We start from the raw sequence: 11,868 nt of genomic DNA on the forward strand, positions 1-11,868 counted from the left end.
CAATGAAAAAACGACAATTATCGGTTGCAATCATCGGAATCGCTGCACTAATGGCGGCTTGTTCAATGGAATCTCCAGTTTCTGAGGAATCAGAGCCAGTAGACGGTTCCAAAGGTGGTGCAAATGACGGTGAATTCACAGTTGGCTTTTCCATTTCAACAATGAACAACCCGTTTTTTGTCACTTTAGAAGAAGGGGGAAAAGCGAAAGCAACTGAACTTGGGTTGGAAATGATTTCAGTCGATGCGCAAGATGACAATGCCAAACAAATCAATGATGTGGAAGATTTAATCCAGCGGGGAGTAGATTTAATTCTTGTGAACCCAACAGATTCTTCTGCAGTGGCAGCAGCTATTGAAGCAGCGAATGCAGCGGACATCCCTGTGATTACTGTTGACCGTGCAGCTGACAGCGGTGAAGTTGTCACACATATTGCATCCGATAACATCGCGGGTGGTGAAATGGCTGGTGAATTATTGCTTGAGCTTGTTGGCGAAGGGGCGACTGTTGCTGAACTTGAGGGCATCCCCGGCTCATCGGCGGCACGTGAACGGGGAGAAGGATTTAACAACGTCGCAGATGGGAATTTACATGTAGCTGCAAAACAAACGGCTAATTTTGATAGAGCAGAAGGCTTGGCAGTGATGGAAAACATCTTGCAAAGCAATCCCGACATTACTGGTGTGTTTGCCCATAATGACGAGATGGCGCTCGGTGCACTCGAAGCTGTATCCGCTATTGGTCGTGACGATATTGTTGTTGTTGGATTTGACGCCACAGATGACGCTGTAAACTCTGTTGAAAGCGGAGGTTTGGCAGGAACCGTTGCTCAACAACCAACGCTAATTGGAGAAGAAGCGTTGGAGGCAGCATTCTCTGTTCTGAACGGTGAAGAGATTGATGATTTTATTCCTGTCGAACTTAAATTGATTCAACAGTAGAAGGAGGAAAGCTCGGTGCATATGGGCCGAGCTTTGTATTAATTGCGTGGAATACTCTTTACTATAGTTCTTCCAAAAGTAGGTGAATTTAGATGAGTCTTGAGGACAACACCTGCAATGCCGCAGTTCAACACAATCCACCTCCATTACACTGCTAGCTTTCCCTTCCTAAACCTTGACTCCATTTTTAACAACACGCTCAAAAATGAAGACTATTTTACTGCGCCTAAAGCTTCTTTTTTCCATTTATTGCGGGTACTAGTGGAACTTTTCCTTCTTCTTTTCTATGATAAAACTAAACACCTCATGGCGAGAGCGAAGGTGGGATGGATGATGAAAAAAAGCTTATGGATTCCGATCGTTGTCTTGATTGTATTAGGAGGAGGGGTCGCCATGGCGTTCGCACTCAATGGTTCAGACGATATTGCCTTAAAAGATGATTTTACAAGTAGCTTTCTTGACCTAGAGGTCGAAACTGACGAAGGCTTCCATTATTTCCAATCAGAAAAAAACAACTTTTCCATGTGGTTTCCCGCGGGGTATTATCTTTCGGATGACTCAGTTCAATACGAAAGCAAGCGTCATTTTGAGTTTCTAAATATGTATGAAAAGAATGTAAATGAATCTGGGTTTCGAGGACATATTCAACTTTTCTATGAAGACAATGTAACAGAACATGATTCCAAAATACAATTGGATATTTTGTTAAAGGATCTTGGGTTTAACGACCAATATGAAGAGTTTAAAACAGACAAAGCAACCATTTACTATGGTTCCTCCTATTTCACACTAAAAGACAAAAAGGGAGTTACGTATGATCCGAACGACCAATTCGCCAACCGTTATTTTGCTTTAGTACAAAGCAATGACACTGACGAATTTATTGTCATTACTTACCGCCTCGCCTGCAAAGATGGAGTCGCCTGTGAGATCAACAACGACCAAGAAAGCCGCTTTTTCGATACACTTATTCAAAACATTCGCTTCCAAAAGTAGGTGAATTTAGATGCGACTTGAGAACAACACCCGCAATGCTATTACCGCTCTCCAGTATGAAAACGGAAAGCAATTAGATATTGACTCCTTTAAACAAGTGCTCGATTCTTATAACATTACCACCATCGACTACAATGACATTACGATTTATAAAAGCAGTGGCGAAAATATTGACTCCCCTATCGGCAACGACGGTGCTGCGATTCACCACTACAACGAGGAAAAAGGCATTAACGACGTTTACTACATTTTTCGTGGCACTGAAGTTGACCTCGAAGCAGCTGAAGATGTCGCTTACGATATGGTTGGTGTAGTTGCGGGTGTCTCGACTGCGCAAATAAGACACGCTCAACGTTTTTATAAGACCGTTGAATCAGATATTGCCAAAAAGACAAATGGTGACGAAATTACACGCTATGGCGATGGCCATTCCCTTGGAGGCCATTTGATCGTTAGTGTCGCCTTAATTGAAAAAAACTTTGATGACGTACGCGGTTTAAATGATGCGCCTGTTAACTTAAGACAACTCGCCTCTTTAGACAGTGATTTCGTTGATTACTTAGAAAGCGCCACAGATATATTAGACATCTCCGACATACCCGAAGAAGAGCTCGTTCTCCTTGCTCGCAACTTTTATGCTGCTGAAGCGAACACCATTAGCCATACACGCGTGAAAGGGGAGCCTCTTTATGCGCAATCGATTCCGTATACGTTTTATCCAGGGGCAAGCATTCATTACTTAGGCGATATGAAAACGCCTGAATTTCCTGATGTGCTTACGCCAAGGACGCCGTGGCCTGGATTAACGGAGGTATTTTCCAGACCTCCTACGTTTGGTACGTTTGTTTCCCTTGGGCTTGGCATAAATGCAGATTTAGATCGGGTTGCCTATAACGCCAATATCAATCATCTTTTGCAATTTATCACGATCATTGGCGAGGAAATGACGGTTGCCGAGCTTTCGGAATTAATCGGCACAGCTAAAGACAATCCGTGGGCAGCACTTTCAGGCATGCCTGAATCTGTAAAAGAGCGCCTGAAAGAGGAGGTAGGACTCGGCCATATCGTCGGCGGGTTATGGGCCTTAAAAAATACAGCCGCTATGAAAAAGTGCTTGCTGTGATCAATGCCAAGGAGCAATTTGACTTGCACAGCATCCAGGCATTAATTGAATTGTATGACCAGCCTGGCCATCAACCGGTCACGTACCGGCTTGAGCCTGGGACAGGTACACACATCCTCGTTGATGAAGACAGTCTTGTTAACGCGTTGCAGGCCATGGAAGGGGCACTGGAACAAAAGCGCGAGGCTCTTGGCCTTCTTTACCACTACCGTAATATGGAACTTCATGAACGGGTGTTTGAACAACGGGAACGGGTCGAAGGCATGATGAGCAATAAAGAAGCGAATTGGCAAGCATTTTTGCAAGAAGCAGGCCATACGTATTCCAAGGATGCCATCCGCAAGCCAACTGGCGTGACTTTCCGCAAGGAGTTTGACTCTGTTCCCGCTAGCGCGATTGAACAAATTGACGGGATCATTGAAATGTATGAGTTGGATATGCGCGAGCTGGAACAATTGGTGCTTGACTACAAAGAAAATTTGCGTGGATTGTTTGCGGCTGATGAAGCATTGGCTCAATCAATTAAGTAAGGGGGAATAACGCCATTTTCTTCCATACCGCAACGTTAGCGAACCCTGTCGCTGATTATCATAAACAGGAGGACGACATTCACACAGAATTCGAACATGAAAGCGAGATTTAAATAATAAGAACAGAAAACGATGGTTAAATAAGCTATTGATGATGAAGAAGGAAGAATGGAGGTAAAAAGGATGATAGCAGATGAAAGATCATTCTCAAGCTTTCTTCTTATATGTAGTTGGCTCCTATTCACTTCCAGTCGTATTTATTGTATTGAACAATAGTAGTTCCCTCTTCATTTTTAGCATTTGGCTATACAACTAAGTGCGTATGTTATAATGATCTACGAGATATTTTAATAGGAATCAGCGGTGACATCAAGGGCATGAGAATGGAACTGGCAGGTTTAGTTAGCAAAGTCTATCAATTGGAAAAGAAAGTCGATCAATTTGATTTGCGTTTTGATAACGTTGAGCAGGAATTAAAAGAGATTCGAAAAGAACTTGCACAGGTAGAAAAAGTGAAAAATAGCCGGATCCTTATAAAACGTAGAAGCTTGAAATTGAAAAGCGGTTGAATAAGTTAGAAACAAAGAAGATATAAAAAGAATTACAGGCGAATGGAAGCAGATGCGCAGCATCTGCTTCTATTAATCTCGTTACGCATCCAACCCCTCTAGAATGTTCACCACGTTCATGCGGTTGTGGTAGCCAAGGAGGTTACCTGTTTGCCTGCTTGATTCAGCCCGATCCCGAAACACTTCGATCCAATCGCGGCGTTCGTTTTCTTGATAAGGGAATGGTTGTGAAATGCCTTGGCGTTCTCTAAGGTCGGACATTGCTTGATCGTAATTAAATGTAAGTGTAGCGAGATCTTGATAGCTAATCTCTCCTGCCTGATACAACGCCGATGCCAATTCGTTTAACTCGGCAAACGTTGCGTGGCGGATATCATATTTTCCAGTAAGCTCTTTTAAATCAGCACCACTCTTTTGTTGAGGTAATGAAGTGGCTTGAGTTTCTGGCATTGGTCTTGTTGCTTTGTAAGAAACTTCGTTTTTATTTGCTGCTGAAACTTTAGTTAGAACGGAATGTGTGGTATTTGTAATATGCATCGTCTTCCCTCGCTTTTATCAAATGTAGATTGAATCTAACATTGTATTGGCGCTTTTTTGAGATAATACATTTTTTATATCGGTTACATAAAAAGGCAATTAAATCTTATTATTGTTGGGATCCGACATATTCACAAATCCTTTACGTTTCCTTCACCTTTCCTTTATGTGCAGGACTTATGCTTAAGATAAGCATTAAGAGAGGGGACGATGTAAATGGCGGTTTTTCTCGTTACCATGGTCGCATATTTGTTCGTAGCAGTTTTGCTGTTAAGGCAGCCTCCCAAAAGCCTTTCCTGAATATAGTGATGGTAAAATGGAAACCGCACAACGATGTGTATCGTCCTGAAATCTGCGTCTTGTTGCGTAACAAATCCCCCTTAATGTTCAATGGCTATGTAAATCTCAATGTCTCCATTTGGATAATACTTTTCAAAATCGTATGTGTATGCCCTCTTCAATGTCCGTGAATCCTCTCGTTCCCAAATCGTTTTCCACGTGTGAACCACATCTTGTTCATCGGTTGTGTCGACAGGGGAAATTTCATAGTTTCCGTTCTTTGGTATTTTCAATGAAGGATTGCCTTGGCTATCTTCTATCGCAACGCTTAATGTATAATTCCCCTTATAGTCACTCTCATAATTATGATACACACCATAGATTATCTGATCTTGGTTTAAATGAATTGAAGCTTCCTTCCACAATCCTGCAATCTTTTCCACCAACCGATCGTCATTAAAATTATTGGTTCGCACACTGCTTATGATTGTTAGTTTCATCAGCTTTCTCCCTTCTGACGAAATGTGTCTAAAATTTCCATTCTATTAAACACACCGATTTCCCTTTTTTAAAATTTCCCCACTGTTTATCGATTTTTCATAGAGTCACTTGTCGTCCGTAGGTCTTTAGTAGCATAACAAAAACCGACATAGAGCCTCTTGCGGGAAACAGGGCACACTTATATCCTAACAATAAGAAATATAAAAATAGATAAATAATTTGTGTTCATATATAAGCGAAACCCTGATTCGACAGAAAGGGGAAACGACAGTGAAAAAGTGGCTTCGCATAAGTGCACTGTGCACGGTGTTGCTAATTGGGGGATGCAATACAGCCAATGACCAACAAGAGCCAGAAGAAGAAGTGAATGGAGAAGAGACAGAGGAAGATCCCAGTACTGAACAAACGCCAGAAGATGATGACGCTGAACAGGAAGGGGAGAACGAAGGAGTGGAGAATAACGAAGATTTTCTAGCGGTTGAAGATGAATTTACAAAAGAGTTTTTAGTGTCTACTGATGTCGAGCCGGGTTTTCACCAAATGAGAGGAAAACTTGATGGCTTTGAGATGCTGATTCCGGAAAATGGGATTATTTCCGATCTGCTTCATGATATTGAAAACGATGCAGTGGAAACACTTATTTATACGTTTAATAATCATAGTGAAAAGAAATTGTATGATGTCAAAATCGTGTATCGAAATCAGTATCCTGAAGACTTAAAACAAAGCTATTTAGATGTATTTAAACGTGCAAATAATTTCGAAGGGGAGTATGAGTATGCGGAAGTCAATGATTTGGAAATGTATTACGGGAGCTTTGAAGATGAGGATGAGTACGGCCCTTATTTGAAATATTTTGGCTACCTTTTTTTGATAGAAAGCAATCAATCGATTTCATTCTCATTTACAGCTATGTGCCAAGGAAAAGAAGAATGTAATATTAGTCTTACAGAGGAAGCAGGAATAGCGGAAAAGCTAATGTATTCTATTCGTCTAATTGACTCATAGGAAAGGAGTTTTGGAGATGGGTAGCGTTTTCGATAACGAAATGGTGCAAATACGAATTACAGACCTTGAGTATCGTTTTCCTAAGATGACCGATGAGGAAATCATTGAAGCGATTGAACGAATATACCTTGAAGAAATGGGGAGGCCCCTTAACACGAATATTAATATTGAACGTATGGATGCCCATTCAGCATCGTCTGATGCAAAAGGGACGGCGCTTGTCTTGGCTAACAATGAAGATCCTGATAATGTGAATGAAGTGGTGTTTATCTCCCGGGGCAGTGTGTCACCTGAAGATTGGATCGACAATTTGTTTGGTGTTGGTGTCGGCACGGGAGGAGGTGGATATGCAGAAGACACAGAAGCCTTTCTTAAGGAAGTAGGAAAAAAACATAACCTCGATAAAGACATCCCAATCTATGCTTTCGCCCATTCAAAAGGGCACAATACGGTAGCTGCGATTCAACTTAAAGAAGCCCATTTCATAGAAGTAAACACATTTAATGGTGCGCAGTCTAATGCGATTCAACAAATACGTTATGACGATGATTTCAGAAGAGCGGTAGAAAGGGAATTTAACCTCTCACGATTAAATACTGAATCTGTCCACTCCATCCCCGCCGCAGAACTCGAAGCGTTTGCCCAGGAATATTACAAAGACAAAGGGGCTAATATCCATCAAACCCGCTCCAAGAGTGATTTTTTGTATGCGCTTGATTCCTTTCCAGGGATGTTTGTTGTGGGCAATGTGGCAACGTACCGTACGGACCATGAGAACAAAGGATTTGTCGAAGCTGTGGAAGCGATTCCTCAAGAAGAGTTGCAGGCGTTGCTTCATTTTCTAGCCCCGTATGGCAATGTTTATGGGGAGGAAGGGGTTGCCGGTGTTATGGAAGAGGCGTTTGGTGATGCATTGGCTTATTACAAAGACCACCCAAACGCTGAGCCGCTTGATATTGGAGCGATGAAAACGACGGTTGCTGTACTCGTCGATGAGTTGGGGGAAGCGGGGTATTTGTCTGAGGAAGATGCCCGGCAGCTGAAATGGCATTTGCAGCTAATATTGACGGAAGTAGAGGCGATCTATGAGCGGATTCATGAAGGAGAAGGCCTGTCGATTAGCCGGATGCTAGAAGATGGCCTGTTTGCTGGATTATTGTATAAGTTGTCGATGGAGGATCGGATCGCAACGATCAATAAACTGTTTGACGGAATCGCGAAAGCGGCGGACGAGCATCATAGCCTTGAAGCGCTCATGAATGAAATCGCTGAAGGCAAGTCTTATCAAAATGGCGATTTGTATTTGGAAGGTTCTGCTGGTGGGGACGAAATTAAGCTGAATTTGAGCAAAACGTTAGACGCGTATGAAGCTGTAAAAAAGGTTCTTGATCAACAAGATACACTGCTGGAGCGCTATTTGGCAGTGGTTGAGCATGAGTACATGGACTTTTACAATCATAAGAAGAAACAACTGGCTGCCAAAATGAGCGTTATGGAGAGCAACTACCGCGCTTACCAGCATTTGTTGCCTAGTTCCTATGGCGGGCTCATCACCAATTTGCGTTTTCGTGAATCGTTTTTGCCGCTTGAAGGCGCGCCACTTGAAGGCGTTGCTTGGTTGGTCAAGCAAAACCGGGAGTCAATCGGAGAGAAAGCGGAGGCGATGCGCCAAGCAGTGGAAGAGATGTTTGATGTCGAACACAATGTGGCCGGCATGTTTGCTTATTTATCAGGATAAGGGAAGTGGGATCGATGAATACATTTGGTTTTAGTGGAACATATACGCTTGAACAGGCACGAACACACGACGAGAAACGAAACCTCGTGGTGGAATTGTTGCAAACGAAAATGGACATGCTTGGTGAATTGAAGCAGGAAGTGAAAGGCATTCTTGACTCGAGCAAAGGGGAAATCATCTTGGCGTCGATTGAAGCGTTGGAGTCTGAGGCGGTAAAAGGACAGGAACGGCTGCAAACGGCGGTTGATGAATTGATTCGCTTTCATTGGAAGTTTGAAGACGTAATCGATCATGCGAAAACGCAGCCGTTTACGATTACGTATGCAGAAGTTCCTAAGGATTAGCGATTTGCTTTAAATAGCTGTTGGCTTGTTGGGGCATCTAGTTTAAGTGCATTCTTCTATAAAGTTAGCCGCTTTCGTCTCGGAAGACGCATAAGAAGAATCGTTTTGCCATTTCCTCGGTACGTCTATTCCCTATAGGCTCATTCGTTTGTCCGAGTCCACTGCTCCAAAGACAAAAAGCCTACCCTAACAAGGTGCAGTCTATCACAGGCAGGCCTTTGCCACAGCTTCCAATTCTTTTTCCAATCCCTCTAATATAGCTGCCCGCTCTGTTGGCTTTTGTTCGTCAAACAGCAGTTGTTCAAGAAATTCCCAAATATCTTCGAGCTTCCGTCTGCCTTGATAAAAGGCCAAACATTCTTGGTCAATGACATAGTTGGGATGGCGCTTGCGATAGTGATTCATAAACGCATTGTTGTAACATTCATCGACGATAAACATCATGTCGGCTTCTACTGGCGCGAGCTTCAATCCTTCCCAGTCAATTAAAACCAGGTCTCCTTGTGACGTCATTAGATTCCAATGGTGCAAGTCGGTGTGACATAACGCATAGCGGAGCGGCCGCTGTTTAAGCGTGTTTGCCCGTTTATCGGTTGACTCAATTAGTGACAGAAGTGGTTGTGAAAAAAGCGCAATGGTTGTTTGAATGTCATCAGGCAACGTCGGTAGTTGCTCTGTCAGCAGTTTGTATAAGGAGACGGCAAAAGGCAATGAGAAGTCTTCCTTTAGCTGTGCAGTCGCAATAGGCGCTGTTTCCCCGATGGCGTGAAGCGCTGCGATGATTGTAGCCAATTGCTCAACTTGGTCGTTTGTTAGTTGTTGCGGACCGATTGTTTCGCCTTCGATGTGCTCATAAAGTAGAAAAATGCCATTATCGTCTTCGCATTTGCATTGGCCATTTTTGGTAAGGATCGGCACTGGCACTTTGCCGTTTAAATCGTTTTGTTCGTTTAGCCAAATGAGGGTGGGCACGTATTCATCAATGAGTGCTGTCCATTTTGGCGTGGATGTTCTGCTCTTTTCGTACATTTTCAAGAAATACGTACGTTCCTTTGTTTCGACTCGATACGCAAGTGCTGCCCAGCCGCCCTTTTGCGGAGAAATCGTTTGTGCATGTAAGTCGTAATGGTCATGCAATAATCGTTTTAAGCTGTCCATTTGGCACTCCTTGTCACGATTTGACTTTCTCTGTTCATCATAAAAGGAAGTGTCTCGTTGTGGCAAGGCCAGCGGCGCTGAATGCCTACGGTTCAATTCGCACTCTCGTTCCGATTGGGACAGTAGCGGCGAGTTCTTCGACATCTTCATTGTGCATGCGAATACAGCCATGGGAGACAGACTGGCCAATTGAAGCCGGATCATTTGTGCCATGGATGCCATAATGTTGTTTGGAAAGCGACATCCACATTGTTCCGAATGGCCCTCCGGGGTTGGGCGCTTTGTTAATAATGACAAAATTTCCAGTTGGCGTTTGCGTCAGCATTTTTCCGACAGCAATGGGATAGATTTTTACAACAGAGCCATTGTGGAGCAAGGTCAACTGATGCTGGGAAAGGGAGACATGAATTTCATAAGGGATCGTGTTGGGATTGGGAAGGCCAGGTATGATAATCGATTGGCCAATGAATAGTTGATTCGGGTTGATCGTTGGATTGGCTTGAATAAGATGGGGCAAAGAAATTCGATAGTCAGCGGCAATGGACGATAACGTTTCGCCTTGCTGGACGCTATGGAAATACATTGCTTATCCTCCAATCGGTTTTATGTTGCCTCTCTATGAGTGTACGCTTTCAATCTTGTCCTCTTGCATGCTGCTGTTTTGGCACTTGAAAATCGAGAAAGCAAACAGCGGTTTAATCGTTGTTCCCTCATAGTTGAAGGAAGAAAGTGTACTGAAACTTCTCAAGCAATACAATTAGATGGGTGGCCTGTTATTGCTAACGACACGCTCGGAAAGGGGTTTACATGTTTGAAAAATTTGCAGATAAACGCCTGAAATGGAAAGAACAAATCAATGAGCAAATCATCCCTTTGGACGAAGGAGAATGGAAGCAGTTAGATCGGTTTATAAAAGGGAAGCAGATCGTATTACTCGGTGAAAATTCACATTGGGTGAGCGAATATTATACAAATAAAATAAAGCTCGTTCAATATTTACATGAGAAGCATGGCTTTCGTGTGCTTATACTTGAAAGTGGTCTTGTCGAAGCGAGCACAACTGAATTTTTTGGAAATCGAAACCTTGAATATGCAATGGAAAACGGATTATTGGGGATTTATCATAATGAGGAAATGACTACGCTTTTTACGAATGAGTGTTTAAAGGGTTTGACGATTGCGGGAATGGACGTGCAGCCGGTTAGTAACGACTGTTCGAAGCGTATCCTCTCGTGTGTGGAACAAGAAATGGGCGGACATGTAGCCAATAAACTAGAAGACGTCGAAGCGACATTTTTTGAATTGGTTGCACAAATAAGAAATGAGGTCAAGTTGGCGAAAGACACGAAGAATCAGCTGAAACAATTGGTCGAGGGGTACGAAGAGGTGATCTCGTTAATGGAGACAGAGATGCAAACAGGAGTGTACTCTAAAAGGCTGCAATTAATTTATCGGGGAATCGTGAACCGAAAGCAGTGGTTGCTCGTTAACTTAAAAGGACGTTTTCGTTCAGGAAGCTTGAGAGATGTGTTTATGTATGAAAACCTTATGTGGTTGCTTGACTACTATAAAGGCGAGAAAATCATTGTTTGGTCACACAACTATCATATTCGCAAAAACCGATCTCTTTTATTAAAAGGATTGGGAATAAAGATGGTAGGGCATTTGCTTGCGAAACAATATTCTCATGTTCTTCTTTCAATCGGCTTTTATGCGGGTAGCGGTACATGTTTGTCCCCTTACAAGCAACCATACGACATTTCTATCAAAAATAAATACCATCTTGAAAAACTGCTAATGGAATTTAATCGCGACGCGCTGTTTTTGCCAGTGAATGTTAATGCAATCGGCAAAAAACGTCCTTGGTACAAACAAAACTGGTGGCTGCTTGAAATGAAATGGCTAGGGATGGCCCCGCTCGTTATCAAGCCATACAAGTTTTATGATGCGATTTTTTTTGTTAAGCATGTAAATCCGCCAAACTATTGGGAGGATCAGGACTAAAGCTTGCTTTCATCTGTTAAAGAAGCTGTTTTTCTTTTGCCAGCGTTGATAGAACGCTGGTTTTTATTTTGCTGTGGCTGCTCGTTTTGCGCATGTTCTTGTTTTATCATCATGTAAAAACAAGCGACGGAAGCAATGTT

General features: G+C 42.8%; 13 protein-coding genes. 9 read left to right on the forward strand and 4 right to left on the reverse strand.

The window, feature by feature from the left end:
- Positions 1 to 2: 2 nt before the first annotated feature.
- From rbsB to BC8716_RS09930, 5 genes are all read left to right on the forward strand, one after another.
- On the forward strand, positions 3 to 941 hold the full coding sequence (rbsB, locus tag BC8716_RS09910; protein WP_094425290.1) for a ribose ABC transporter substrate-binding protein RbsB: 939 nt from the start codon (positions 3 to 5) through the stop codon (positions 939 to 941).
- Positions 942 to 1,274: 333 nt separating this feature from the next.
- Entirely contained in the window at positions 1,275 to 1,937 is a 663-nt protein-coding gene (locus BC8716_RS09915) for a YvcA-related protein (protein WP_257252200.1), read from the forward strand.
- Between the two features lie 10 nt (positions 1,938 to 1,947).
- Positions 1,948 to 3,060: a DUF6792 domain-containing protein gene (locus BC8716_RS09920; protein ID WP_094425292.1), complete on the forward strand. Its 1,113-nt coding sequence runs from the start codon at positions 1,948 to 1,950 to the stop codon at positions 3,058 to 3,060.
- Between the two features lie 23 nt (positions 3,061 to 3,083).
- Positions 3,084 to 3,590 carry a hypothetical protein gene (locus BC8716_RS09925; RefSeq protein WP_169715934.1) on the forward strand — a complete coding sequence of 169 codons (507 nt, stop codon included), beginning with the start codon at positions 3,084 to 3,086 and terminating at the stop codon, positions 3,588 to 3,590.
- A 377-nt stretch (positions 3,591 to 3,967) separates the two neighbouring features.
- Entirely contained in the window at positions 3,968 to 4,159 is a 192-nt protein-coding gene (locus tag BC8716_RS09930; protein WP_157730398.1) for a hypothetical protein, read from the forward strand.
- Between the two features lie 81 nt (positions 4,160 to 4,240).
- Here the strand turns inward: BC8716_RS09930 and BC8716_RS09935 are convergent, their stop codons facing one another.
- The gene (locus BC8716_RS09935; protein ID WP_094425298.1) at positions 4,241 to 4,696 is read right to left on the reverse strand and encodes a hypothetical protein; all 456 of its coding nucleotides are present in this window, start codon (positions 4,694 to 4,696) and stop codon (positions 4,241 to 4,243) included.
- Between the two features lie 380 nt (positions 4,697 to 5,076).
- The gene (locus BC8716_RS09940) at positions 5,077 to 5,475 is read right to left on the reverse strand and encodes a GyrI-like domain-containing protein (protein WP_094425300.1); all 399 of its coding nucleotides are present in this window, start codon (positions 5,473 to 5,475) and stop codon (positions 5,077 to 5,079) included.
- 271 nt (positions 5,476 to 5,746) lie between these two features.
- Between BC8716_RS09940 and BC8716_RS09945 the strand changes: the two genes are divergently transcribed.
- Genes BC8716_RS09945 through BC8716_RS09955 form a run of 3 tightly spaced genes read left to right on the forward strand, consistent with a single transcriptional unit; the run spans position 5,747 to position 8,566 of the window.
- Positions 5,747 to 6,484: a YvcA-related protein gene (locus BC8716_RS09945; RefSeq protein WP_094425302.1), complete on the forward strand. Its 738-nt coding sequence runs from the start codon at positions 5,747 to 5,749 to the stop codon at positions 6,482 to 6,484.
- A gap of 16 nt (positions 6,485 to 6,500) precedes the next feature.
- Positions 6,501 to 8,222: a DUF6792 domain-containing protein gene (locus BC8716_RS09950; protein ID WP_094425304.1), complete on the forward strand. Its 1,722-nt coding sequence runs from the start codon at positions 6,501 to 6,503 to the stop codon at positions 8,220 to 8,222.
- 14 nt (positions 8,223 to 8,236) lie between these two features.
- A complete protein-coding gene (locus BC8716_RS09955) occupies positions 8,237 to 8,566 on the forward strand; it encodes a hypothetical protein (RefSeq protein WP_094425306.1) in 330 nt (109 codons plus the stop codon).
- Between the two features lie 204 nt (positions 8,567 to 8,770).
- On the opposite strand, the gene BC8716_RS09960 is transcribed toward BC8716_RS09955, so the two are convergent.
- Both BC8716_RS09960 and BC8716_RS09965 read right to left on the reverse strand, forming a co-directional pair.
- Positions 8,771 to 9,724: an aminoglycoside phosphotransferase family protein gene (locus BC8716_RS09960; protein WP_094425308.1), complete on the reverse strand. Its 954-nt coding sequence runs from the start codon at positions 9,722 to 9,724 to the stop codon at positions 8,771 to 8,773.
- Positions 9,725 to 9,809: 85 nt separating this feature from the next.
- Entirely contained in the window at positions 9,810 to 10,307 is a 498-nt protein-coding gene (locus BC8716_RS09965) for a L,D-transpeptidase family protein (protein ID WP_094425310.1), read from the reverse strand.
- Between the two features lie 224 nt (positions 10,308 to 10,531).
- Here BC8716_RS09965 and BC8716_RS09970 point away from each other — a divergent pair, with 224 nt between their 5' ends.
- A complete protein-coding gene (locus BC8716_RS09970) occupies positions 10,532 to 11,728 on the forward strand; it encodes an erythromycin esterase family protein (protein ID WP_094425312.1) in 1,197 nt (398 codons plus the stop codon).
- Positions 11,729 to 11,868 lie beyond the last annotated feature (140 nt).

The organism is Shouchella clausii, from assembly GCF_002250115.1.
Taxonomy (GTDB): Bacteria; Bacillota; Bacilli; order Bacillales; family Bacillaceae_D; genus Shouchella; species Shouchella clausii.

Excerpts from the sequence above, each read along its gene's own strand:
- rbsB (WP_094425290.1), top strand. The coding sequence starts at position 3 with ATGAAAAAACGACAATTATCGGTTGCAATCATCGGAATCGCTGCACTA.
- BC8716_RS09915 (WP_257252200.1), top strand. The coding sequence starts at position 1,275 with ATGAAAAAAAGCTTATGGATTCCGATCGTTGTCTTGATTGTATTAGGA.
- BC8716_RS09920 (WP_094425292.1), top strand. The coding sequence starts at position 1,948 with ATGCGACTTGAGAACAACACCCGCAATGCTATTACCGCTCTCCAGTAT.
- BC8716_RS09930 (WP_157730398.1), top strand. The coding sequence starts at position 3,968 with ATGAGAATGGAACTGGCAGGTTTAGTTAGCAAAGTCTATCAATTGGAA.
- BC8716_RS09935 (WP_094425298.1), bottom strand. The coding sequence starts at position 4,696 with ATGCATATTACAAATACCACACATTCCGTTCTAACTAAAGTTTCAGCA.
- BC8716_RS09940 (WP_094425300.1), bottom strand. The coding sequence starts at position 5,475 with ATGAAACTAACAATCATAAGCAGTGTGCGAACCAATAATTTTAATGAC.
- BC8716_RS09950 (WP_094425304.1), top strand. The coding sequence starts at position 6,501 with ATGGGTAGCGTTTTCGATAACGAAATGGTGCAAATACGAATTACAGAC.
- BC8716_RS09955 (WP_094425306.1), top strand. The coding sequence starts at position 8,237 with ATGAATACATTTGGTTTTAGTGGAACATATACGCTTGAACAGGCACGA.
- BC8716_RS09960 (WP_094425308.1), bottom strand. The coding sequence starts at position 9,724 with ATGGACAGCTTAAAACGATTATTGCATGACCATTACGACTTACATGCA.
- BC8716_RS09965 (WP_094425310.1), bottom strand. The coding sequence starts at position 10,307 with ATGTATTTCCATAGCGTCCAGCAAGGCGAAACGTTATCGTCCATTGCC.
- BC8716_RS09970 (WP_094425312.1), top strand. The coding sequence starts at position 10,532 with ATGTTTGAAAAATTTGCAGATAAACGCCTGAAATGGAAAGAACAAATC.